This window comes from uncultured Tateyamaria sp. (assembly GCF_947504105.1).
GTDB lineage: Bacteria > Pseudomonadota > Alphaproteobacteria > Rhodobacterales > Rhodobacteraceae > Tateyamaria.
The window spans coordinates 105,203-128,084 of sequence record NZ_CANNGP010000007.1; the positions used below are offsets into that span (position 1 = coordinate 105,203).

22 protein-coding genes are annotated in these 22,882 nt (G+C 57.0%); 12 read left to right on the top strand and 10 right to left on the bottom strand.

The window, feature by feature from the left end; translation table 11 throughout:
* Window positions 1-121 precede the first annotated feature (121 nt).
* Entirely contained in the window at window positions 122-397 is a 276-nt protein-coding gene (locus Q1A75_RS06895) for a hypothetical protein (RefSeq protein WP_299546238.1), read from the bottom strand.
* Window positions 397-3,150, bottom strand: coding sequence for a glutamine-synthetase adenylyltransferase (locus Q1A75_RS06900; RefSeq protein WP_299546236.1), 2,754 nt, complete (start codon window positions 3,148-3,150; stop codon window positions 397-399). Before Q1A75_RS06900 ends, Q1A75_RS06895 begins: the two co-directional genes overlap by 1 nt.
* A 78-nt stretch (window positions 3,151-3,228) precedes the next feature.
* Here Q1A75_RS06900 and Q1A75_RS06905 point away from each other — a divergent pair, with 78 nt between their 5' ends.
* From Q1A75_RS06905 to Q1A75_RS06920, 4 genes are all read left to right on the top strand, one after another.
* Window positions 3,229-3,699, top strand: a complete 471-nt coding sequence (locus Q1A75_RS06905) for a YbaK/EbsC family protein (RefSeq protein ID WP_299546234.1) — start codon at window positions 3,229-3,231, stop codon at window positions 3,697-3,699.
* Window positions 3,700-3,834: 135 nt separating this feature from the next.
* Window positions 3,835-4,242, top strand: a complete 408-nt coding sequence (locus tag Q1A75_RS06910) for a DUF2852 domain-containing protein (protein ID WP_299546233.1) — start codon at window positions 3,835-3,837, stop codon at window positions 4,240-4,242.
* 57 nt (window positions 4,243-4,299) lie between these two features.
* Complete coding sequence (locus tag Q1A75_RS06915) at window positions 4,300-4,734, top strand: RDD family protein (RefSeq protein ID WP_299546231.1); 435 nt, start codon at window positions 4,300-4,302, stop codon at window positions 4,732-4,734.
* Window positions 4,735-4,802: 68 nt separating this feature from the next.
* The gene (locus Q1A75_RS06920) at window positions 4,803-5,621 is read left to right on the top strand and encodes an arginyltransferase (protein ID WP_299546229.1); all 819 of its coding nucleotides are present in this window, start codon (window positions 4,803-4,805) and stop codon (window positions 5,619-5,621) included.
* 157 nt (window positions 5,622-5,778) lie between these two features.
* On the opposite strand, the gene Q1A75_RS06925 is transcribed toward Q1A75_RS06920, so the two are convergent.
* The 3 genes from Q1A75_RS06925 to Q1A75_RS06935 all read right to left on the bottom strand — a co-directional run bounded on the left by Q1A75_RS06925 (window position 5,779) and on the right by Q1A75_RS06935 (window position 10,362).
* Complete coding sequence (locus tag Q1A75_RS06925) at window positions 5,779-8,133, bottom strand: TRAP transporter large permease subunit (protein WP_299546227.1); 2,355 nt, start codon at window positions 8,131-8,133, stop codon at window positions 5,779-5,781.
* A 74-nt stretch (window positions 8,134-8,207) separates the two neighbouring features.
* Window positions 8,208-9,164 carry a TRAP transporter small permease subunit gene (locus Q1A75_RS06930; RefSeq protein WP_299546225.1) on the bottom strand — a complete coding sequence of 319 codons (957 nt, stop codon included), beginning with the start codon at window positions 9,162-9,164 and terminating at the stop codon, window positions 8,208-8,210.
* A 112-nt stretch (window positions 9,165-9,276) separates the two neighbouring features.
* Entirely contained in the window at window positions 9,277-10,362 is a 1,086-nt protein-coding gene (locus tag Q1A75_RS06935; protein WP_299546223.1) for a TRAP transporter substrate-binding protein, read from the bottom strand.
* Between the two features lie 251 nt (window positions 10,363-10,613).
* Here Q1A75_RS06935 and Q1A75_RS06940 point away from each other — a divergent pair, with 251 nt between their 5' ends.
* From Q1A75_RS06940 to ilvN, 5 genes are all read left to right on the top strand, one after another.
* The gene (locus tag Q1A75_RS06940) at window positions 10,614-12,044 is read left to right on the top strand and encodes a cache domain-containing protein (protein ID WP_299546221.1); all 1,431 of its coding nucleotides are present in this window, start codon (window positions 10,614-10,616) and stop codon (window positions 12,042-12,044) included.
* Window positions 12,041-12,685, top strand: a complete 645-nt coding sequence (locus Q1A75_RS06945) for a response regulator transcription factor (protein WP_299546219.1) — start codon at window positions 12,041-12,043, stop codon at window positions 12,683-12,685. Before Q1A75_RS06940 ends, Q1A75_RS06945 begins: the two co-directional genes overlap by 4 nt.
* A 129-nt stretch (window positions 12,686-12,814) precedes the next feature.
* A complete protein-coding gene (locus Q1A75_RS06950) occupies window positions 12,815-13,552 on the top strand; it encodes a methyl-accepting chemotaxis protein (RefSeq protein WP_299546217.1) in 738 nt (245 codons plus the stop codon).
* 242 nt (window positions 13,553-13,794) lie between these two features.
* Window positions 13,795-15,546: an acetolactate synthase 3 large subunit gene (locus tag Q1A75_RS06955; RefSeq protein WP_299546215.1), complete on the top strand. Its 1,752-nt coding sequence runs from the start codon at window positions 13,795-13,797 to the stop codon at window positions 15,544-15,546.
* A gap of 71 nt (window positions 15,547-15,617) precedes the next feature.
* On the top strand, window positions 15,618-16,178 hold the full coding sequence (gene ilvN, locus Q1A75_RS06960; RefSeq protein WP_299546213.1) for an acetolactate synthase small subunit: 561 nt from the start codon (window positions 15,618-15,620) through the stop codon (window positions 16,176-16,178).
* Here the strand turns inward: ilvN and Q1A75_RS06965 are convergent.
* The gene (locus Q1A75_RS06965; RefSeq protein WP_299546273.1) at window positions 16,175-16,972 is read right to left on the bottom strand and encodes a helix-turn-helix transcriptional regulator; all 798 of its coding nucleotides are present in this window, start codon (window positions 16,970-16,972) and stop codon (window positions 16,175-16,177) included. The two genes, ilvN and Q1A75_RS06965, sit on opposite strands and share 4 nt — an antisense overlap.
* Before the next feature lie 142 nt (window positions 16,973-17,114).
* Between Q1A75_RS06965 and Q1A75_RS06970 the strand changes: the two genes are divergently transcribed.
* The 3 genes from Q1A75_RS06970 to Q1A75_RS06980 all read left to right on the top strand — a co-directional run bounded on the left by Q1A75_RS06970 (window position 17,115) and on the right by Q1A75_RS06980 (window position 19,037).
* Window positions 17,115-17,561 (top strand): hypothetical protein, encoded by a 447-nt coding sequence (locus Q1A75_RS06970; RefSeq protein ID WP_299591926.1) that lies wholly within the window; start codon window positions 17,115-17,117, stop codon window positions 17,559-17,561.
* A 97-nt stretch (window positions 17,562-17,658) separates the two neighbouring features.
* Complete coding sequence (locus tag Q1A75_RS06975; protein ID WP_299546209.1) at window positions 17,659-18,819, top strand: aromatic ring-hydroxylating dioxygenase subunit alpha; 1,161 nt, start codon at window positions 17,659-17,661, stop codon at window positions 18,817-18,819.
* Complete coding sequence (locus Q1A75_RS06980; protein ID WP_299546207.1) at window positions 18,816-19,037, top strand: hypothetical protein; 222 nt, start codon at window positions 18,816-18,818, stop codon at window positions 19,035-19,037. Before Q1A75_RS06975 ends, Q1A75_RS06980 begins: the two co-directional genes overlap by 4 nt.
* Here Q1A75_RS06980 and Q1A75_RS06985 read toward each other — a convergent pair.
* From Q1A75_RS06985 to Q1A75_RS07000, 4 genes are all read right to left on the bottom strand, one after another.
* Window positions 19,034-19,822, bottom strand: a complete 789-nt coding sequence (locus Q1A75_RS06985; RefSeq protein WP_299546205.1) for a DUF2189 domain-containing protein — start codon at window positions 19,820-19,822, stop codon at window positions 19,034-19,036. The two genes, Q1A75_RS06980 and Q1A75_RS06985, sit on opposite strands and share 4 nt — an antisense overlap.
* Window positions 19,822-21,237: an amidase gene (locus tag Q1A75_RS06990; protein ID WP_299546203.1), complete on the bottom strand. Its 1,416-nt coding sequence runs from the start codon at window positions 21,235-21,237 to the stop codon at window positions 19,822-19,824. The genes Q1A75_RS06985 and Q1A75_RS06990 overlap by 1 nt, the downstream gene beginning before the upstream one ends.
* 39 nt (window positions 21,238-21,276) lie before the next feature.
* On the bottom strand, window positions 21,277-22,401 hold the full coding sequence (gene prfB, locus Q1A75_RS06995) for a peptide chain release factor 2 (protein WP_299546201.1): 1,125 nt from the start codon (window positions 22,399-22,401) through the stop codon (window positions 21,277-21,279).
* 142 nt (window positions 22,402-22,543) lie between these two features.
* Window positions 22,544-22,816, bottom strand: coding sequence for a hypothetical protein (locus Q1A75_RS07000; RefSeq protein ID WP_299546200.1), 273 nt, complete (start codon window positions 22,814-22,816; stop codon window positions 22,544-22,546).
* Window positions 22,817-22,882: the final 66 nt, after the last annotated feature.

Below are 22,882 nucleotides of genomic sequence, written 5' to 3' on the forward strand. Positions count from 1 at the left end.
TCTCCAGTCGGGGCAGATGCACTGCGCCCTTTTGTTCTGAAGATCAATCTGCGGGCCAAATTGGGCAGAAATTGGACAAATTTGGTTCAAATCCGCGATTGTTTAGCGACACAGAACAGTGTCAGGCATCACGTTTCCGGCTGCGCCAACCGCCCCGTCGCCGCGGTTGTGCAATCCGTTCCTGTCCGTCGCGCAGGGTCTGCGTCATTGGGTGATCCGGGTGCTCGTTGCCGTACCGAACCAACAGGCTTGCAAGCAAATCGGCCGGAACATGCGTCCCCGGAACACTAAGCGCCCAATCCAGAAAGATGGTCCTGCATTCGGCGGCCGTTATCCCGTCAATGCGGTAAGCCTCAAAAATGAGCCCCTTGGGATCCAGCTCGTCGCCCTTTCTCATCACTCACGTTCCTTGCCTTGTGTGGCAATATCAATAATCGCCGCAGCTTGTTCGGTCATTGCGGTCAATCGATCCTCTGCCGCGGTCCTTGTCTCCACCCCTACAGCCCGCAGCAAGACCTCGTGCCCCCCTGCCCCAAGACTATCAAGATCAACCGCGTTTGTGCTGAGCAAACGCGACGCAATCTGCACGCGCCAAAGTATCGCGTGGGTTTGCGCAAGATGTTGTGCATCGGCGTCATTCAAAATGCTCACTGCGACACACGCATTCAGACCATCCCGAACTCCGGATCTAACCTCGCCTATCAGAACGGCGCCGGTTTGCGCCAAAAGTTCAATGTCCTGCAACCGTCCGGCCCCAATCTTGGCATCCCAGATTGAAGCAGGCTGCCTCGCTGCCGCAATGCGCGCGCGCATCTCGGCCAGTTCAGCAACGACGCTGTCAGGATCGCGTGCCCGACCAATAACCGCCCTTCGAAACAGCTCCACATCCTCGGCAACATCCGCAGGCCCCGCCACGACCGTTGCGCGAACCAAGGCAAGGTGTTCCCAAAGCCATGCATCTTCGCGCTGATAGCGCTGGAACGCAGGCCAGCTTGTTGCGACAGGACCTTGATTGCCGGACGGACGCAAGCGCATGTCCGCTTCGTAAAGACGTCCCTGTGCGGTTTGCGTCGTGATCGCGGTAATCATGGCTTGCGTGAGGCGCGCATAGTAACTGCGTGTCAGCAGCGGGCGTGGCCCATCCGATTGGTCGACATCATCCGGGTCATAGACGACGATTAGATCAAGGTCTGATTGCGGTGTCAGGTGCCCGGCTCCCAAACTGCCCATACCGAGGATGACGCCCCCGCGTCCCGGTGGCGGACCATGCCGCTGCGCGAAATGCGTCTGCACTTCCGGCCACAGCGCCGCGATACTCGCGCGTGCAAGGTCGCTATATTGCCGACCTGCTTCGGTCGCAGTGGTCAATTGGCGCAAATGGTGTACGCCAATGCGAAAGTGCCACTCCTTGGCCCAGGCACGTATGGCATCCAGCTTGCCCTCGTAATCCGGTTCCGCCACCAGCCTTGCTACCGCCAGATCCGTGAGCACTGCACAACCCGGCCATGCGTCAAAAAAACTGCCGCCAATCACTGCATCGAGAACACCCGCGTTGCGGGACAAGTACTGCGCCAAAGCAGGTGAGGTTCCCACAATATCGACCAGCAGGTCTATGAGTTGCGGGTTCGCCTCGAACAGGGAAAAGAGCTGCACACCAGCGGGAAGGCCCGCAAGAAAACCGTCAAACGCGGCCAGTGCTTCCTGCGGCTTTGTTGCAGACGACAGGCGTTCCAATAGAACAGGTTCGATGCGATCAAACAAAGCTGCACCACGTGCACTGCGGAGCGCGGGATAGCTGCGCCAGCGCGATTGCATCGCATCGTCCAACGCAATGCTGGGCTTTGGTGCGCGGGCATCTGGGGCAAAGAAGCCCTCGGTCTCTGCATGCACTGACGATAAGCGTTCTTTCAACTCAGTTTCGAGGGCCGAGCGCTCTACGCCCATCATGGCGGCAAGTCGCTCGAACCCTTCTTCCCGGGCCGGCAGCTTATGAGTTTGTGCGTCTCTTTGCATCTGAACGCGATGTTCAACTGTGCGGGCAAAGCGGTAATGATCGGTAAGTATGTCTGTCGTCGCTTGCGAAACCCATCCCTTAGCCGCAAGACGGGTCAGTCCCGTGACCGTATCACGGACACGTAAATCTGGGTCGCGCCCTCCGGCGATCAGTTGCCGGGTTTGCGTAAAAAACTCGATTTCGCGAATGCCGCCCCGTCCCAATTTCATGTCATGCCCGGGTAAAGTGATGGGTCCGCCCGTACCCTTGTGCGCCCGGATAGCCAGACGCATGTCATGCGCATCCTGCACCGCTGCAAAATCAAGGTGCCGACGCCACACGAAAGGGCGCAGATCATCCAAAAACGCCTCGCCAGCTGCCAGATCACCTGCGCAGGGGCGCGCCTTGATGTAGGCCGCCCGCTCCCACGTCCGGCCAAGGCTTTCGTAGTAACGCTCTGCAGCACCAATCGAGAGAACGACAGGTGTCACAGACGGATCAGGTCGCAATCGCAGATCAGTGCGGAAAACATACCCATCCTCGGTTAGATCGCTGAGAAGCTTGCACATCTCCTGCACCGCACGCACGCACCCTTTGCGCACACTCGCATAGTCGGACGGATCATGGCGCGTCTCATCAAAAAGGCAGATGAGATCAATGTCGGATGAGTAATTCAGTTCAAACGCGCCCATCTTGCCCATGGCCAGCACAAACAGACCAACTTCACCGGTCGGCAAACGACCCCTACGGACCTGTTCTTCAATGGCTGCGGACAAGGCGACGTCACAAGCCATATCTGCAAGACGCGTCAACGCGCCTGTAACGTCCTCGAGCGACCAGACTCCGGACAGGTCTGCCAAGGCCGCCAACAAGGCAACATGGCGCTTTGATTGTCTCAGGGCCGGTTTCAAAGCGGTCAAGTCCAAGCCAGGAAGCAAAAGCGCTTGCTCAAGCGCAGTGTCGATATCATCCAATGCCGCCGGCAGCCAATCCGCCTCTTTCTCGATGAGACCTGCCAGGTAGGGACTGCACCCCGCCGCTCCGACAATCAGGTCCCGCAATTCTCCGGTCAACCCGGGGACTTCTGAAGCCGCCGCCTGTCCCCGTTCGAGGTCAAACGGGCGTGGCATCCGGGTGATATGATCAGCTAAGCCCATGGCCGCACCATCAAAGGCAGACCGGGCGCCGTCAATGGCTCTTGCGCATGGTCACGCGCTGAACGACAACATCAGATTATGAGCAAGAGCCTGAAACGTGTACGCGCTGCGCTGGACGCAGCAAAGATCGAAACCCAGATCATCGAAACGCCGCTGGCCCGTACGGCTGCCGATGCCGCAAACGCCATCGGTTGCGAAATTGACCAGATCGCGAAGTCGATTGTTTTCCAGGGACAAGATAGCGGCAAGGCCATCCTATTCATCACGGCAGGCGGCAATACCGTAGATGCAGCCAAGGCCGCGGTCGTCGCGGGTGAGGCGTTGGGCAAGGCTGATGCCGCTCTGATCCGTGCCCAGACCGGGTTTGCCATCGGTGGTGTCTCTCCTGTGGGACATCTGAACCCGATACACACATATCTGGATCCGCGTCTCTTGGAATTCGACGTCGTTTGGGCTGCAGCAGGCACACCACACCACGTTTTCAGCGCCCAACCGGATGACTTACGCCAAATATCTGACGCACAACCATCTGATTTTACATCACAATAACACTTTATGTGAAAAAGATTTACATCGACCCTTGCAACACGAACCCGTGATCCCAATCTTAGAGATGTGAAACGGCTTCACATACAGTCACACATCTTCGGGGCGCCGACCCCGCATCACGCGAAAGGTTCGAAAATGACGTCCATGTCCACCACTGCCCCCGCCCAGCACAGCGCAGGCGGTTGGTTTTCCAAAACCGAACGCTGGCTTGACGACCGCGGCAAAGGTGCCTGGATCGCGGCGATGGTCCTCGGTTTCATCTTCTTCTGGCCCGTCGGCCTTGCCATTCTGGCCTATATGATCTGGAGTAAACGTATGTTCTCTAAATCCTGCACGACGCGCCGCATGGGCGGTGCAATGACCACGATGCGCTCGACCGGCAACTCGGCATTTGACGCCTACAAGGCCGATACACTGCGTCGGTTGGAGGAAGAACAGCACAATTTCGAAGCCTTCCTTGAGCGTCTGCGCGAAGCCAAGGACAAGTCCGAGTTCGACCAGTTCATGGATGAACGCGCCAAAGCAGCAAAGTCCGAAGACTAAGCATATCGGCCCCGGCACCGCCTGGGGCCCATACAATTCCACTCTTCGGAGCACATGATGCACCTCGCTGACCCCATCACGCAGCCGCAGTTCTACCGCGACGTGGCCGGCAAACGGTTCATGGCCTGGATCGTCGACACGGTCATTATTGGGCTCATCTGCGCGTTAATCGTCCCGTTCACAGCGTTTCTCGCTCTATTCTTCTGGGTCGGTCTCTATGCAGTGGTCGGCTTCATGTATCGGACAATCACCTTGGCCATTGGATCAGGCACATGGGGCATGCGCCTGATGGCAATCGAAATCCGCGACTCATCTGGCGCGCGGCTCGATCTGGGTCAGGCATTCCTGCACACGTTAGGCTACACGATCAGCTGGGCCGTGGTCCCACTGCAACTGATCTCGATCATGCTGATGGCGACATCGAACCGCGGTCAGGGTTTAACCGATATCGTGATGGGAAGCGCCGCACTAAATCGGCGCGCGCGCGCCTGACAACACGTTACACACTTGCCAGCAATGCGTGCACTGATATCATTTGCGCGAACTTTTGCCGGATCACAATGCGCCACACGCTTCCCCTTGCACCGCAGTTCTACGTGACTGCACCTCAACCCTGCCCTTATCTGGACGGGCGGATGGAGCGTAAGCTGTTCACGGCGCTGCAAGGTGAAAACGCTGAAAAACTGAATGACAGCCTAAGCCAGCAGGGTTTTCGTCGCTCGCAAAACGTGCTGTACCGTCCATCTTGTGCAGACTGCTCAGCCTGCTTGTCCGCACGGATCGACGTTTCGGCATTTAGCCCGTCCAAAAGTCAAAAACGAACCATCAAGCGCAACGAAAGCCTTGAACGTCGCGCCACGTCACCTTGGGCAACCGAAGAACAATACGCGCTCTTTCGCGACTACCTGGACAGTCGTCACGCCGACGGCGGCATGGCCGATATGGATGTGTTCGAATTTGCCGCCATGATCGAGGAAACGCCGATCCGCAGCCGCGTGATCGAATATGCCGACAAGCGTTCAAACGATCTGACCGGGGTCAGCCTGACGGATGTGCTGACCGATGGGCTCAGCATGGTCTACAGCTTCTATGCACCGGGCATGCAACGCCAGTCTCTGGGCACATACATGATCCTGGATCACGTTCGGATCGCGCAAGAAGCCAATTTGCCATATGTCTACCTGGGCTACTGGGTGCCAGGTAGCCAAAAGATGGGATACAAATCCAAGTTCTCGGGACTTGAGGTTTACATCGGCGGTCGCTGGCAAAAGATGCGCAACCCTGACTCTTTCAGCCCGGACATGCATCCGCTTTCGACCGATCCGATTGCCGAACAGGTGGCAAACATATCACTGCCTGACACGCGCCCGACGCGGTAAACGTCAAAAGATTTCGCAGATCGCATACTCCCCTCCCTCTGAGGGCCAGAGTACTCTGAGTATCGGACATCCTAACATAAACGCTTCGTTGCTGGTTTTCTGGCAGAAGAAACAAGGGCGGCCCGATGGCCGCCCTTCTCGTTGGATCAAGATATTATCAGTTCGGGATCAGGTCCGGGACCAATGTCACAATCCCCGGGAAGGTCCAGAGCAAGGCCAGCCCAGCAACCTGGATCAACACGAACGGGATGATACCGCGATAAATATGCCCGGTCGTCACTTCCTTCGGCGCGACGCCCCTCAGATAGAACAGGGCGAACCCGAAGGGCGGTGTCAGGAAAGACGTTTGCAAGTTCACCGCAATCATGATCGTCACCCATTTCGGATCAAACGTGCCGCCGTAAATGACCGGCCCCACAATCGGGATAACGATGTAGATGATCTCGAGGAAGTCGAGCACGAAGCCCAGCACGAACAACACCAGCATCACGATCAGGAACACCGTGAACTCGTTGTCAAAGGACTTGAGGAATTGCTGGATGTAGTGCTCGCCGCCAAAGGAGATCACGACAAGGTTCAGCAGCTGCGAGCCGATCAGGATCGTGAACACCATGGATGTTACCTTCGCCGTCTCCCGCACGACCGGGCTAAGCACACCCGAAGTGTAAAGGATCCAGCAGGAGAACAGCAGGCCGAACAGGGCATACAGATACGCGCCGTAGGCCACGAAGAAAGCAAACCAACTTTGCGCCGACACTCCGGACTGGTTGATGCGCAGATCAAAGTTCACACCTACGAGGATACAGACAATGATCGCCAGCGTAGACCAGATGATGATCTTGGGGCTGCGGTCCATATCCGTCAGTTTGCGGTAGGCCGCGAGCATGATCGCACCGCCCGCCCCCAAGGCCGCAGCAGGCGTCGGGTTGGTGATGCCACCCAGGATCGAACCCAGAACGGCGACAATCAGCACCAGCGGCGGGAAGACCACGCGGATCAGCTCGTTCTTGGCGCAGCGTTTCACCCCTTCGATCACCCCGTATATGATCAGTGCGAAGGGAATGACCATCACGAAGACATAGTAGCCTGCGCTATTGAGCGGTCCGATCAGGATGATATCGGCAAGCAACGCCAGCACGACACCAGTTCCGCCAATGATCAATGGCCGGTTTTCCTTACTCGGAGCGATGCCTTTGGCCGTGGTCAGGATCAGCCCCAGGAGGATCAGCAGGATCGCGGTGCCGGTGCCGATGGGGGCCGCAGAGGCGACCTTGGCCTCGATAGCTGCGGCGAGATCTTCTTCGCTCAGGCGCTCGGATTGCTGAACACCACCTGCAGCGTCGATCTCTTCTTGTTGCGTGATGGCAGCATCCCATGCATTTTGCCCATGCAACTCGATCATTGACGCTTTGCAATCGTCGCCGACATTGGTCCGCAGACTGGCCGATTGCCCAATGTCCGAGAAGGCGGACACAGTGCTGGACTGGCTGCCCACAACGTTCAGATTGCCCAAAAGGATCGTTCCCACGATGATCAGAATAGGCGCACCCAAGAACCAGGTGAAGGCTTCGTTGCGCGTTATTGGCTCTGCGTTGGTTGCGCCCATTTCAACAGCGGGCGCTTTCTCCGGGTTCAGAAGCGCATAACCAAAGGCATAAAGTGCATAGAGCAGCGCCAGCATGATCCCTGGCAGAAGCGCGGCCTGAAACAGCGTGCCCACCGATACAACTGCGGGCTCGCCCAGATAGGTCAGCGCGTCCGTACATCCCGCCGTCTGCGCCCGCGCCTCTTGCGCGGCAGAGTACAAGTCACCTGCAAGCGTGCCCAACAGAACGATCACGATAGATGGCGGAATGATCTGCCCCAAGGTGCCAGAGGCAGCGATCACGCCGGTCGCAATCTCGGGCGAGTAGTTGTTGCGCAACATGGTCGGCAAGGCCAGCAGACCCATGGTAACGACCGTTGCGCCCACAATCCCGGTCGAGGCCGCAAGGAATGCACCCACGACCACGATTGACACCGCCAGACCACCGGGCAACGGGCCAAAGACGCGCGCCATGGTTGTCAGCAGATCGTTGGCGATCTTGGACCTTTCCAGCGTGATGCCCATGAGAACGAACATCAGGACCGCCAGCAGCGTCTCGATTGATTGACCGGCCAGTACACGTTCGTTCATCCGGTTCACAACAAAGGACACGTTCCGGTCCAAAGCCACTTCCCAACCGCTGGGGAACACGGGCTCACCAATCCGGGGCAGTTCCGGGTATCGGAATACACTGATCGTATCGGGCTTCACCCCAGAGTTTACCAGATCACGGTACGCTTGCGCACTTTCGTCGATCGCCTGGTGGATCAAGAGACCGGCACTGTCCAAAGACGCGATGATCCCGAAGGAAATAACCCCTGCCCCCGCGATAGCGAACGCCACGGGAAAGCCGGAAAGAATGCCGCCAAAGAGGCAGACAAAGACGATGATCAGGCCAACTTCGACGCCATCTAGTCCAAACAACATGTTCTGCCCTTACTTCGGTTCGTGTGCGTGCAGCGCACGCGTATTCGGTGTGTCGAGGCGCAACAAACAAATCATCAGTGTGTTCCCTCGTAAGCTTCCTCACCCTCGCCCAGCGTGTCGCGGTCAAGGTACTTGCCTTCGCTCTCTTCGCCTTCTTTCCACTCCAGATAAGAGCGGTAGAAGAAGGCGATCGCATGCAGGAATACGAGCCCCGCAAAGGCGACCAGCAGGATTTTGAACAGGAAGTAGCCGTTGAAGCCGTTGGGGCTGAACCCTATGGTTTCAACGTTCCAGCGGACTGCGCGGGCCGACCGCTCAGCGCGTTCGATGTCCCAGCTGGCGGCCGGTTTCGGTGTGACAAGGTGGCGCCACAGGAAGTACCAACCATACATCCAGATCAGCGTGGCCGAGGGCAGCATGAACACCAGCGAGCCGAACATGTCGATTACACGCTTGGTGCGGAACTTCACCGCGGAATAGAACAAGTCCACGCGCACATGCCCGCCCTGCACAAACGTGTAGGTGACGCACATGCAAACAACGAGCGCGTTATAAAGCTTCAACTCTTCTGCAAACCACGAGATGTCGAACTGCAACGGAATACCGAACCCAATCGAGATGTCAGGCCGGGTAAAAATCCGCTGCATGAACACGATGATGATCTGCTGCAGCACCATCAAAAGGCCAGCCCAAGCAAAAAGACGTCCTGAGGTGTTGGCAATGCCTTCCATCACACGGACGCAGCCCCACATGAACTCGCGTTTCCACAGGCCCACGGCTGTAACGACAAGGATCACGGCAAGGACAGCAAAGAAAAACTGCGTCGACCCGCCGTAGTAGACAAATTTCATCAGGGACAGCTTGTCCTCGGGGGTGTTGGCCCAGGTCACCCAGTCCAGCCACGCCGACGGATGCGTGATGGCGTAGGCGATGTTGTAGAAGGCAAGGCCCAGGTTCTGAAAGAACCACAAAACGCCATCTATAAGCGTTGCAAAGGTGCCTGCGGCTTCAGCGCCGTTATCGTTTTCCATGAATGTGCCCCCTACGATCTGGTCAGAGTGTGACCATCTGATCGCCTCAGTTCCTCACGTGAACCAAGGGCCCCGATCATCGGAGCCCTTGGTGTTTTCAGAAAGTGTCGGCTTAGCCGCCCAGCACGCGCACGCGCTGTTGGACATAGTAGCCGTCCGATTTGTTGATCCAGCTGGCAGATGTGGCGAGGCTTTCTTCGAACGACTTGCGTGTTTTTGCAAACAGCTCGTCGCCCATGTTCTCGTCCATCACTTCTGCAGAGGCAGTACCGAACGCATCCCAGACATCGTCGGAGAATTGCAATGTTTTCACACCCTGCTGCTGCAGGCGGGCCAGCGCGGCACCGTTGTTGGCCAGTGTTTCAGCCAATTGATAGTGTGTCACAGCACGCGACGCGTTCTGAAGGATTGCCTGGTGTTGCGGTGTCAGGTCGTTCCAGACGTCCAGGTTAACGTTTGCGGCCAGAGCCGAACCCGGTTCGTGGAAACCGGCGGTGTAGTAGACCTTTGCCACTTCCTGGAAACCAGCGCGTTCGTCAGCCATCGGGCCAACCCACTCCAGACCGTCCAGAGCGCCGGACGACAGCGCCTGATACAGCTCACCGCCGGGGATGTTCTGAACGGATGCGCCCAGTTTACCCAGCACTTTGCCACCCAGACCGGGCATACGGAACTTCAGACCGTTGAAGTCAGCAGCCGAGTTGATCTCGTTGCGGAACCAACCGCCGGATTGCGAACCGGAGTTACCGGCAAGCAGGCCCTTGAGGTTGAAGATCTCGCCCAGCTCGTCGTGCAGCTCTTGGCCGCCGCCGTGCTCGTACCAGTTGGTGACTTCCTGCGCGGTGCCGCCAAACGGCACAGCCGTATAGTAGGCGTATGCGGGGTGCTGACCGATGAAGTAGTAGTCAGCCGAGTGATACATGTCCGCCTGGCCCGACGACACGGCGTCGAACACTTCGAACGCGCCAACCAGCTCGCCCGGGGCTTTCTTGTCGATGGTCAGCTGACCGTCCGACATCTCGCCCACGAATTGCTCGAGGTAGCTTGCCGCATCATCCAGAACGGCAAAGCCACGGGGCCACGATGTAACCATTGTCAGGGTGCGCTTGCCTTGTGCGTACGCCGGTGCGGCCAGCGTCGTTGCTGCGGCGGCAGACCCACCAAGTGCAGACGTCTTCAGAAAAGAACGACGATCCATAGAGATACTCCTCCCAATTATGATGCCCTTCCCCTCCCAGGGGGGCGGATCGTTTCGAGTGCCGACACACTAGCGATGGCGGCGACGATGAAAATACCTAGTACTGCGTAGAAAGTCGGCGATTCTACGCATCTGGTCAGTTTTTTTTCACCAATTTCGCCCGCGCTTCATTCTAACGTGATCCCGTTAGCGCCTGTAATTTTCTACGTTCCTCTTTGATTCGAGCGGTAATCCGCGTATCGAATCGGGTTGTGCGACGTGCCCTTTCTCATCTGCGCCTCAGCTATGCGCAAAAGCTATCTCTCGTGGCTGCAGTCCCGCTTATCCTTGCGGTTGCTGCCATCGCTGTTTTGGTTGCCATACAGTCCCGCGCGTTGGCCGAGCGGGAAATACAAGCGCTGGAAACCCAACTGATCGAGGCCAAGAAACGGGAGTTGCGCAATTACGTCACGCAGGCACGTAACGGGTTTTACTTTATCTACGGATCCGCTGCTCCCAACGACCAGCAGGCAAAGGATCAGGTCGCGCAGATCCTGTCCGCCATGATCTACGGAGATGAAGGTTTCTTTTTCGTCTACGACTACGATGGAAACAACCTGGTCAGTCCGCGCCAAACCGAGATGATCAACAACAACCATCTTGCCCTCACCGACAGTCGAGGCACGCATGTCGTCGCCAACTTGATCGACATCGCGCGTCAAGGCGACGGGTATCTGACCCACCTTTGGCCCAAGCCGTCGAATGGTCGGGAAGCCGAGATGATCACCTACGTTACCTCGTTCCCCTCATGGCGATGGGCCGTGGGCACCGGTGTGTTCATCGACGATGTGTTGACCTCGGTCGCAGAAGCACGCGCCGACGTGGAAACCCGGGTACAGCGCACCTTCTATTACATATCAGGTATCACGTTGGCCGCCCTGCTTATGGTTTTCGGATCAGGTATGGCGCTTAACATTCGTGAACGTCGCTTGGCCGATGCAAAGCTGAAGAAGCTGACGCAACGGGTTTTCGACGCGCAGGAGGAAGAACGCAGCCGTGTCGCGCGCGAATTGCATGACGGTATCAGCCAGATCCTCGTCGGTGTCCGCTATGCGCTCGACAGCGCAAGGCGGCGTTTGGACAAGGGCAGCGGGGATGCCACCGCGCCGTTGACCCAAGGGATCGAGAACCTTGGTACGGCCATTGCTGAAGTGCGGCGTATCAGCCGTGATCTACGACCTGGTGCGTTGGATGACCTGGGTCTTGGGCCTGCACTTAAGGCGTTGGTTGAAGATTTTGCGGATCGCACCGGAATAGAGACCGATTTTCAGACCTTTGTATTCCGCAACCGGCTGGACCAAGATGCCAAGATCGCACTCTATCGGATTGCCCAAGAGGCGCTCACAAACATTGAACGGCACGCAGCGGCCACAACCGTATCCGTCGATCTGCGCGGCCATAAACGCGGGGCCACGCTGCGTATCTCGGACAATGGGGTCGGCCTCGACCGCTCGCTTAGCCGAAGATCTACGGGAATTGGCCTGCGCAACATGCAGGAACGCGTGGAGCAGTTGGATGGCACCTTGCGTATCTTATCCGGTGCAGGCAACCAAGGTGGCACTGTGATCGAAGCAACTGTTCCATTGACCCACCTGCTACCACCAGAAAGCTCGACCCCCGGTAAGGAGCGCGTGCGCGCATGACTGACTCGATACGTGTTCTGATTGTTGACGATCACCCAATGGTCGCACAGGGTATCCAGTCGGTACTCGAGGACCATGAGGGTATTTCCGTGGTCGGAACGCTTGGCACCGGTCGCGCAGTTATCGACCAGCTTGATTCGTTTGATCCGGACGTCATCCTGATGGACCTCAACATGCCCGAGATGGGGGGCCTTACCGCAACCGAGCTCTTACTTGAAAAACGCCCAGGTACACGCATCCTGATTCTTTCCATGCATGACAGCCCCGAATACATCTCATCAGCCCTCAGCCACGGAGCGATGGGATATGTGCTAAAGGACGTACCAACCGAAGAGATCGCCAAGGCGGTAGAGACGGTGATGAAGGGTGAAAGATATCTCTGCATCGGCGCAGAAGGCGCAATTGCACCCAAACGCGCTGATGGCGCGGGGGCTTTAACCGGTCGTGAACAAACGATCTTGTTGCAATTGGCGCAAGGGCTATCGAACAAGGAAGTGGCAAATGCCTTGGACATCTCGGTGCGTACCGTCGAAACCCACCGCAAGAATATAAAGCGCAAACTTGGCATATCATCGACCGCAGGCCTAACCCGCTACGCACTGGAACACGGTGTGCTTCAGGGAACCGGCAACGCGCTTTGACCATTCATCACTAACGATTTCTAAATTGATCAATGGCAATGGTGACGCATGTCACAGCCTTCTCTCCAAAACGGGTTTGCGCCTGAAACGGACACTCAACGCTTTGCGCAACGCAGGGCGGCGATCGACTTGATCGCAACAACCCGCGCGCGGGCGATCCGCTCGGCATTGTTTGGTTCTTACCTTTTTCGCGTGAATCCACTCGGAACGGAAACAGCCGAGATGCGGGCACAATGGCGGGCAATCCTGAAAGAGCAATACGATGCGATTGCGCGTTCAGCAGCTTTGGTACAAGGAACTGACCCTCAGCGGGTCGTTCCAGACTGGGTATGCGACTGGATTGGGCAACACGGTTCCGAAAATCCGAAGGCAGTTGCCTCATTTGTTCAAATGCGCGACCTAACCCACGCTGTCACCCTTGCTGCAGATGCGGATGATGTCCGGCAGCTCCGTGATGCTCTGAGTGTCCATCTACGGGTCGGAAGGGGCGGTTTTTTCGAGTGTGTGACGGGATTTTGTGACGGCTTGTGGGCCAAGTTGGACGTAAATCGTCACGAGGAAGTCGAACGAGCAAGCGCAGCCGGCGACGCGATCTCCAAAACTCTGATGCGGCTAGAGCAGATCGGCAAGCATGTGCGCCTTGTTTCCCTCAATGCGTCGGTCGAGGCAGCGCGCGTCGGCGATGCGGGACGTGGCTTGGGCGTGATCGCAGTCGAATTCAAAACGCTTGCCGAAGAAATTCAGATGCTGGCGACCACCGCACGCACCGAAATCGCCACAATGGCCGGTGAAAAGAACAACAGCAACGTCGCCACCAGCACCAAAAATTTACCGTTAATGTCTGTTACGGCCCATCAGACGCAATAAAGTTTCTATTTTTTTCCGCTGGGAGACAGATTTTTCTGAATTTGGGCTGTTGACCCTCCCTCGGACGGCGCATAATGTTCGCACACGCAGAAAAGGACCTCAGGGTTAATGACTGATCTAGTCGTCATCGTAGTGGACATGCGCATGGGCCGGTAACGGAATTCCAGACTGACACCCATGCGCCCCCGAAACCCGGGGGTTTTTTTATGCGCAATGATAAACCGCAGACGGAGCACGCGGATATGACACGTCAAATGACCGGAGCGAAAATGGTCGTCCAAGCCCTCATCGATCAGGGTGTGGACACGGTATTCGGATATCCCGGTGGCGCTGTGCTACCGATTTACGACGAAATCTTTCAGCAGAACTCGATCAAGCACATCTTGGTGCGCCATGAGCAAGGTGCGGTGCATGCCGCCGAAGGCTACGCGCGCGCGACAGGCAAACCCGGCGTGTGCCTCGTCACCTCTGGCCCGGGTGCCACAAACGCCGTGACCGGTTTGACGGACGCATTGATGGATTCAATCCCGATCATCGTTCTGACAGGCCAGGTTCCTACATTCATGATCGGATCGGATGCGTTTCAGGAAGCGGATACGGTTGGCATCACCCGTCCCTGCACGAAACACAACTGGTTGGTGAAAGAAACCGACAGCCTGTCGGGCGTTATTCACGAAGCGTTTCATGTTGCGACTGCGGGCCGTCCAGGTCCGGTGTTGATCGACATTCCCAAGGATGTGCAATTTGCCACCGGCACCTACACCCCGCCCAAACCGTCGACCTCGCACTACCAACCGCAGGTCAAGGGCGACATGGAAGCGATCACTGAACTGGTTGCCGCCATCGAAACAGCCAAACGGCCAATTTTCTATACAGGCGGCGGGGTTATCAACTCTGGCCCCGGCGCCAGCCAATTGCTGCGTGAACTTGTGGATGCAACGGGTTTTCCGATCACATCAACCCTGATGGGGCTGGGATCCTACCCCGCCAGCGGCAAGCACTGGACAGGAATGCTTGGCATGCACGGCCTGTATGAAGCCAACATGGCGATGCACGATTGCGATCTGATGATCAACATCGGCGCACGTTTCGACGACAGGATTACCGGGCGCATCGATGCATTCAGCCCAAAGTCGAAGAAGGCGCATATCGATATCGATCCATCGTCGATCAACAAAGTGATCAAGGCGGACATCCCGATTGTCGGAGATGTAGGGCACGTGTTGGAAGACATCCTGAAAGTATGGAAGTCGCGCGGCCGCAAGACCAATCAGGCCGCCATGGCCCAGTGGTGGTCCAAGATTGACGAATGGAAAGCGGTCGATTGCCTGAAGTTCAAACAAGAAGGCAAGACCATCAGGCCACAATACGCCCTTGCCCGGTTGGAAGCGCTTACGAAAGACCATGATCGCTACATCTGCACCGAGGTGGGCCAACATCAAATGTGGGCCGCGCAGTACCTGGGCTTCGAAGACCCAAACCGTTGGATGACATCCGGTGGGCTGGGCACAATGGGTTACGGCTTCCCGGCGTCGATTGGCGTACAGATGGGCCATCCGGAGGCATTGGTGATCAACGTTGCGGGTGAAGCATCCTGGCTGATGAACATGCAAGAGCTGGGCACCGCCATGCAATTCAATCTGCCGGTCAAGCAGTTCATCCTGAACAATGAACGCCTCGGTATGGTGCGCCAATGGCAAGAATTGCTTCACGGTGAACGCTATTCCCATTCATGGTCCGAGAGTCTGCCCGATTTCGTCAAACTGGCCGAAGCATTCGGAGCCAAGGGTATTATCTGTTCTGATCCTGACGATCTGGACGATGCGATCATGGAGATGATCACCCATGATGGACCCGTGCTTTTTGACTGTCTGGTTGAGAAACACGAGAACTGTTTCCCCATGATCCCGTCGGGCAAGGCGCACAATGAGATGCTGTTGGGAGAAGCCGAAACCCAGGGTGTGATCGATGCAAAAGGCTCCGTGCTGGTGTAACGCGCCGTTTCTTTAAAAGAGAACGGGACGGAACTTCCCAAGTTTCGGCTGACGACAAGGAAAAGACTGACATGTCCGCACTCAAAATCAAAAAAGGCTCCACCAGCCACTCCGCTTATAACCTACGTCCTACCTTTTCGGACGTGGAAGAGCGGCACACCCTCGCGGTACTGGTCGAAAACGAACCGGGGGTTCTAGCCCGTGTCATCGGTTTGTTTTCTGGTCGTGGCTACAACATCGAAAGCCTGACGGTCGCAGAAGTGGATCATACCGGCCATCTGTCCCGCATCACCATCGTGACTGCAGGCACGCCGCAAGTGATAGAACAGATCAAGGCGCAGCTGGGCCGGATCGTGTCCGTGCACGAAGTGCACGACCTTACGGTTGAGGGACCATCGGTAGAGCGTGAGCTCGCCATGTTCAAAGTCGCCGGTCAAGGCGACAAACGTGTCGAGGCGTTGCGTCTGGCCGATATTTTCCGTGCCAACGTTGTCGACAGCACTCTAGAAAGCTTTATTTTCGAGATTACGGGCGCGCCGGACAAGATTGATGCCTTTGCCGACCTGATGCACCCGCTCGGACTGGTTGAAGTCGCGCGAACCGGGGTTGCCGCCCTACCCCGCGGCGACTAGGCAAAGGGTTCGCCCACTTTCAACAATCGCTTCTGATAAGGCGTCAGATCGTCAACCGTGCAATACCCCGATGCACGTGCTGCGGCTTTTGCAGTGCCAAAGTCACGGCCAAGATGTTCGTAGATCATGCGTACGACGCGGTCGTTGCTCAGCGTCTCTTGCGTGGTACGCGCGACATAGCCAACCCATACATTGTTTTCAAAAGATGTCACCCGACTTAGGTAGTTAAACGACGCGGTATGAGATCCGCGACGGGAAATCAGAGCGCTTACACCGTCTTCTTGACGCAAAACTAAACCACGAAATTCGCGCGCTTGCCTGGTCACAGGCATACCCTGAACACTCAGCGCTGCGCGGGTCTCGTAACCGCGCACTATGGTCGCACCGTTATCTCTGAATACCCGCACAAGTCCCGTAACGTACCTATCGGGATCCAGAAAACTGGCTCTGACGAAACGATAAAATCCGCTTGGAAAGATCAGTTCATCAATCAACCCGACCCCCGCTCCGACAAAATCCTTGAGAGAGGGGCCGGTGAGTGGATCAGATCCAGACATGATGTTTTGAACGGGCTCAAGCAGAACACGAGCGTCAACGTCAAAGAAGTCGCAAATCCGCGCCAAAACATCCGGTCGCGGGAAGCTTTCCCCAGACAGATAGCGATTGAATTGAGTTCGGTTGATGCCCAGTTGACGCGATAGTTCGGAAATGGATGGATAGCCTTCGGCAAGAATCCGCAGATTTTGACCGAACATACTGCGCAATTCCGCCGGTGATCTACGCATTTCTGGCATATTCGTCTCTTCGTTCAATGCTCGGATCGAAATACAAATCGTTAACCCGACGCCAATCAGAGCCGCCCGCCCAGATAATGACGCCACTTCGCATCAACAGTGACGCAAAACCGCACCTGCACGATACCGCTGCAGACACAAAATGCAAGCGAACGTTACCGACTTAGTCATGTCGCAAATGTCTAGAATTGAGTTTGATAAAAGATGTCTAACTCTGGGTACAGCAATGATTGGTGTCATACTTTGGAGCGATCCAAAAACTGAGAAGGCGGTCATCTGGTGCGAGGATCACGGCGACCTCGCGTATTTGTCGCGAAACGACTGCACTACAATACCTGACGTCTTTTTTGATGTCGGAGACATGGTTGAATTCGACGCCTTCGCGGAACGCAATCTACGCAAAGTAAGCAGTGCGCGCTTGTTGCGCCAAAGCCTTGGCACCACCCTACCCGATAGCCTGCATCAAGTCCGAAGTGAGAAACGCGCACTTGTTGATGTCGCCGACTCGGCTGAGATCATTCCATTCCGCCTCAATGCCAAGGCCCGCACCATTCCGGCCGGGATGTCCCAACAACTGCGCCGAGGCTGAGCCGCAGGCAACATGTCGGGTACGGCAAAAATCTGTCGAAAATCCACGCACCCATTTGGCTACGACCAATACCCTTGCGTCATAAGACATATGAGGAATGCGAATGGACGCTACAGACCTGAACGCAGTGCGCCGTCCGATTTCGTCTGCGCACGGCCTGCCGAATGAACACTACATCGATCAAGCGGTGTTCGAGGAAGAGCGCCACGCACTGTTAATGACAGGCTGGTCTGGTTTGGCCGTTGCGGCCGATATTCCAACCACCGGAGACGCGGTACCGGTCACATTTCTGGATATGCCACTGCTTTTGATCAGGGACAAGGCAGGTGCTGTTCGCGTGTTTCACAACATCTGCCGTCATCGTGGGATGATCCTGGTCGACGCGGCGCGCAAGATCGAGGGTGCCATTCGCTGCCCCTACCACAGCTGGTGCTACTCGACGGAAGGTCGTTTGGTTTCAACGCCACATGTTGGCGGACCGGGTCAGAATACCGCTGACGGTATCGACAAATCGCTGCTCGGGCTCATAGAAGTGCGCAGCTATGTTTGGATGGATGTCATCTGGATCAATCTGTCCGGCGAAGCGCAACCCTTTGAAGAGGCCAACGCAGACTTGCTGGCACGCTGGGCTGAGTTCGACAAACCCTTGTATCACGGCGGCGCAGACAGCCATTTTCAACTCTCCGTAAACTGCAACTGGAAGCTTGCAGTCGAGAACTATTGCGAGAGCTATCACCTGCCTTGGGTGCACCCGGACTTGAACGTGTACTCGCGGCTCGAGGATCACTACCACATCGAAGCACCAAGCCGATATTCTGGCCAGGGCACGCTCGTTTACCGGCAATTGAAAGGGGACGACGGCCATACCTTCCCCGATTTCGCGGGGTTGAGCGACAAGTGGGACACCGCAGCCGAATACATCACAGCCTACCCAAACGTGCTGCTGGGTGTGCATCGTGATCACGCCTTTGCCATCATATTGGTCCCGCAAGCACCGGGCCGAACAGTCGAGAACATTCACCTCTACTACGCGCAACCTGATACCGATCCTGCTTTGCGCGCCCGCAATACGAAGCTGTGGAAGCAAGTGTTCGAAGAAGACATTTTTGTTGTGGAAGGCATGCAACATGGGCGCCAAACGCCAATGTTTGACGGCGGCCGTTTCTCGCCTGCCATGGATGGACCAACGCACCTGTTCCACAGTTGGGTCGCCGAACAGATGATGGCCCACCGCGCGGTCGTCGACGCTGCTGAATGAACAACGATCTGGAGCAGCGCGTTCTCGCAGCACATATCGAAGGGAAACGCTCAGATCTGGTCAGTCTGTATCAAGAGGCGGCAGCAGCGGCACCGTCCAAGGATGAGTACGCCTTCTTCCTGACGCAAGCATACGTCTTTGCCTTGGAAACAGCACATCCCGATGCACCTGTTTTGCGGGACCTTCTGGTTCAGATGGAACGCGAAACGCCGCTTTAGCGAGCGCCTGCCGCCATCTGCGCATAGACGTGCCAGGATGCATGGCCCAGCCACGGCAGCACGATCACAAGCCCCAGCAAGCCAGGCAGCATCGCCAGACAAAGCAAAACCACGATCACGACCGCCCACGAAAGCATCGGGACCATGTGGGCTTGGACATGACCCCAACTGGCGAGGATAGCCGTCATGTAATCAACCTCACGCGCGAGCAGAAGCGGCAAACCCAACACGCACATCGCAAAGAAGATAAATGCAAAAAACCCGCCCACGACGGTCCCAAGCGCTATCATCATCAAGCCGTCAGGGCTCAGGAACACATTAAGCGACGTGGTCACGTTCACCATCGGTTTAAGCCCCAGAAACAATGCAAAAATCATGTGACCCAGAAAGAACCAGAACAGCAACGCAACCACCATCAGCATCGACAACCAGGGCAGTTGTCGGCCACGCTCAGCGCGCAGTTGCCCAAGGATAGAACCGATGCCAGCGGGCTGGTCCATCCCGATCCGGCGCGAGACTTCGTAGGTTCCAAGTGCGCAAAATGGAGCGACCAGCGGAAATCCAAAAACCGCTAGGATCAGCCAAAAGGTGTGACCGGCCCACAGGGTTAGGCCAATCAATCCCCACCCCGCCAAGACAGAGGCACACCCCGTCAAAAGGCCGAAGCCCGGTGCCGTGCGAAAATCTGCCCAGCCTGATGACAGCGCGTGACGAATGAAGTCGGAGCGCGGCGCGTTAAAAGGTGGAACACCCGCAGGGAGGCTCGGATACGGGTTCGCTTCCATCAGGTTAGACCCTCCATTCCGGGACGGCGCGCAGGCCAATCAGTCATAAGGTGCCACGCCTGTGCCAATCGCAACAAGAGTGCATCACTGCCCCGCCGTCCAATAAGCTGCACCCCCATGGGCAGATCGTGCGGACCGCCGAAACCAGCAGGCACGCACACAACAGGAAGACCCAATAAACTTGCGGGCACCACAACCTCCATCCAGCGGTGATACGTATCCATCTTTGTGCCAGCCAACTCTCGCGGCCAGTCAATGGCCACGTCGAACGGCCACATCTGCGCTGACGGCAGCGCAAGCACATCATATTGCTCGAACAATGTCGTGGCAGTCTTGAACCACTCCGATCTTACCGCACTCGCCCGATGTACCTCCATCGCAGACATGGCAAGGCCGCGTTCGACCTCCCATATGGCTGCCGCTTTCAACTGATCGCGCTTGGCCGGGTCTGCATGCAGAGTACCGAGGCTGCCCGACACGGCCCAACTGCGCAGCGTGATCCAAGACAACCAGATTGCGTCACGATCGAAGGGGGCAGGCAGAAGGTCGACAGTGATCCCCAGCCCTTCCATCTGCGTCAGCGCGGCAGTGCACAGGTCCAGCACGCCGGCTTCCATCGGCAGCGCGCCGTCCCAAGCGCCAAGCCAGCCAATCCGAAGCCCGTCCGCACCACCACCGATTTGCGGCAAGGTAGGCGGGGCATCCATGCCATGTGGCTGGCGTGGATCGGACCCCGCCATGGTATCAAGCAGAGCCGCCAGATCAGACGGGGTCCGCGCCATCGGCCCGTTGGTCGCCAGTTGGTGCAGAAAACTGTCCCCCATAGGCTCCGATGGAACGAACCCCCAGCTGGGCCTCATCCCGTACACATTGTTCCATCCCGCCGGGTTGCGCAGGGATCCCATCATATCAGAGCCGTCAGCGACACTCAGCATTCCGGTCGCCAAGGCGGCGCCTGCCCCTCCGGACGACCCGCCAGCACTGCGCCCTGTATCGTAAGGATTTCGTGTGGCGCCAAAGACAGGATTGATGCTGTGTGACCCCAAACCAAACTCAGGCGTATTGGTCTTTCCGATGATGATGGCACCTGCAGCGCGCAAGCGGGCAACCATGATATCGTCAGTTTGCGCGACTTGCCCGGCAAAAAGGGGCGATCCCATCGACGTAGGCAAACCTTTAGCGTTTGCCAAATCCTTGATTGCCATCGGAATACCGTGCAACCAGCCCGTTTTGGGCGCTGCATCCGCCGCGCGCGCCTCGGCCATCAAGGTATCGGCATCGCGCAGCGACACGATGGCATTCACGGAGGGGTTCACTGCAGCGATGCCGTCCAGCGTGTGTGCCATGACCGTCTCGGCCGTGACCTCACCTGCATCTAGCTGCGCTCGCAGTATCAGCGCACTTTGCTCGATCATTTTGCTGGCCTCCCTTCGTGATGGCAGGCCGGGTGCGGATCAGTCCGCTTGCGCCTCTGCCCGGGACTTGCCCGATACATCCAAGGCTAACGTGGCGGCCATCAAACCATCAAGGTCGCCGTCCAGAACACCCTTGGTGTCGGAGGTTTCGAAATTGGTGCGCAGGTCTTTCACCATCTGGTAGGGCTGCAAGACGTATGACCGTATCTGGTTGCCCCAGCCCGCATCGCCCTTGTTCTCGTGCATCTCGTTCACGGCAGCGTTCCGGCGATCCAACTCCAACTGGTAAAGCCGCGACTTCAGCGCCTTCATGGCGATGTCACGGTTCTGGTGCTGGGATTTTTCCGAGCTTGTCACGACAATGCCCGTGGGCGCGTGGGTGATACGCACCGCCGAGTCGGTTGTGTTTACGTGCTGTCCACCAGCCCCCGAGGATCGATATGTGTCGATACGGATATCGGCAGGGTTCACCTCGATCTCGATATTGTCATCCACCACCGGATACACGCCGACAGAGGTAAAGCTTGTGTGGCGTTTGGCAGCACTGTCAAACGGGCTGATGCGCACAAGCCGGTGCACGCCGCTTTCCGACTTCAACCAACCATAGGCGTTCTGGCCGCTGATCTTGTAAGTGGCTGATTTAATGCCCGCCTCTTCGCCCGCGCTCTCGGACTGAAGCTCAACCTTGTAGCCCTTCTTTTCGGCCCAGCGAACGTACATCCGCGCCAACATTGCCGCCCAGTCACAGGATTCAGTCCCACCTGCGCCCGAGTTGATCTCAAGGAATGTGTCGTTACCGTCCGCCTCGCCATCCAGCAGCGCCTCAAGCTCTTTCTGGGCTGCCGTTTCCGCAAGGGCCTTGATTGCAGCTTCTGCGTCAGAGACGACCTCCTCATCCTCTTCCATCTCGCCCAATTCAATAAGCTCGATGTTGTCCGACAGATCTTGCTTGATGCGGTCATGTGTTTCCATGGCATCCACCAGCATCTGGCGGTCACGCATCAACTTCTGTGCAGCCTCGGGATCGTCCCACAGATTGGGATCCTCAACACGCGCGTTGAACTCCTCCAGCCGGTGCTGAGCCGTGTCGACATCCAGTCGTTGAGCCAGCAAAGCCACCGACTTTTCAATCTCTTCGACGACATTCTGAATTTCTGCGCGCATACCGGACCCAAGTCGCTCCCTTACGGCGTGGTCATACGCCACGCCGCATTGGTCTACTGTGTGTACCGATGCTCCGCAAGCGATGCTCAGACGAAGATGAAGTCGCCCATGTCCAACTCGTCGTCTTCAACGCCTGAGATCGTTACGGTGTCGTCGCCCCATCCACCTTGATCAAGCTTGAGCCATTCAAGCTCAGCGCAGCGGCCTGGAAATCCACAAAGAAAGAGATGTTCGCAATGGCACTGAAGTCGATGACATCGGAGCCACGGACAAAGCCTTTGATCGTGTTGTTTCCAATGGCACCCGAGAACACGAACACGTCGGCTCTTGCGCTATCGGAATCAATCCTGAGAGACACAACCGCGTCACCATCCAAGCCCACGACAGTCAGGTAGGTGTTTCCGTCAACCGTCACTATTTAGAGTTCTGTTGGACCATTCGGATCGATCAAAGTGGCATCGAAAAAGGACGAAACGACCTC

Bases quoted from the DNA above. Each gene is read 5' to 3' on its own strand.
- Q1A75_RS06895 (WP_299546238.1), bottom strand. From the start codon at position 397: ATGAGAAAGGGCGACGAGCTGGATCCCAAGGGGCTCATTTTTGAGGCT.
- Q1A75_RS06900 (WP_299546236.1), bottom strand. From the start codon at position 3,150: ATGGGCTTAGCTGATCATATCACCCGGATGCCACGCCCGTTTGACCTC.
- Q1A75_RS06905 (WP_299546234.1), top strand. From the start codon at position 3,229: ATGAGCAAGAGCCTGAAACGTGTACGCGCTGCGCTGGACGCAGCAAAG.
- Q1A75_RS06910 (WP_299546233.1), top strand. From the start codon at position 3,835: ATGACGTCCATGTCCACCACTGCCCCCGCCCAGCACAGCGCAGGCGGT.
- Q1A75_RS06915 (WP_299546231.1), top strand. From the start codon at position 4,300: ATGCACCTCGCTGACCCCATCACGCAGCCGCAGTTCTACCGCGACGTG.
- Q1A75_RS06920 (WP_299546229.1), top strand. From the start codon at position 4,803: ATGCGCCACACGCTTCCCCTTGCACCGCAGTTCTACGTGACTGCACCT.
- Q1A75_RS06925 (WP_299546227.1), bottom strand. From the start codon at position 8,133: ATGTTGTTTGGACTAGATGGCGTCGAAGTTGGCCTGATCATCGTCTTT.
- Q1A75_RS06930 (WP_299546225.1), bottom strand. From the start codon at position 9,164: ATGGAAAACGATAACGGCGCTGAAGCCGCAGGCACCTTTGCAACGCTT.
- Q1A75_RS06935 (WP_299546223.1), bottom strand. From the start codon at position 10,362: ATGGATCGTCGTTCTTTTCTGAAGACGTCTGCACTTGGTGGGTCTGCC.
- Q1A75_RS06945 (WP_299546219.1), top strand. From the start codon at position 12,041: ATGACTGACTCGATACGTGTTCTGATTGTTGACGATCACCCAATGGTC.
- Q1A75_RS06955 (WP_299546215.1), top strand. From the start codon at position 13,795: ATGACACGTCAAATGACCGGAGCGAAAATGGTCGTCCAAGCCCTCATC.
- ilvN (WP_299546213.1), top strand. From the start codon at position 15,618: ATGTCCGCACTCAAAATCAAAAAAGGCTCCACCAGCCACTCCGCTTAT.
- Q1A75_RS06965 (WP_299546273.1), bottom strand. From the start codon at position 16,972: ATGCCAGAAATGCGTAGATCACCGGCGGAATTGCGCAGTATGTTCGGT.
- Q1A75_RS06970 (WP_299591926.1), top strand. From the start codon at position 17,115: ATGCAAGCGAACGTTACCGACTTAGTCATGTCGCAAATGTCTAGAATT.
- Q1A75_RS06975 (WP_299546209.1), top strand. From the start codon at position 17,659: ATGCGAATGGACGCTACAGACCTGAACGCAGTGCGCCGTCCGATTTCG.
- Q1A75_RS06980 (WP_299546207.1), top strand. From the start codon at position 18,816: ATGAACAACGATCTGGAGCAGCGCGTTCTCGCAGCACATATCGAAGGG.
- Q1A75_RS06985 (WP_299546205.1), bottom strand. From the start codon at position 19,822: ATGGAAGCGAACCCGTATCCGAGCCTCCCTGCGGGTGTTCCACCTTTT.
- Q1A75_RS06990 (WP_299546203.1), bottom strand. From the start codon at position 21,237: ATGATCGAGCAAAGTGCGCTGATACTGCGAGCGCAGCTAGATGCAGGT.
- prfB (WP_299546201.1), bottom strand. From the start codon at position 22,401: ATGCGCGCAGAAATTCAGAATGTCGTCGAAGAGATTGAAAAGTCGGTG.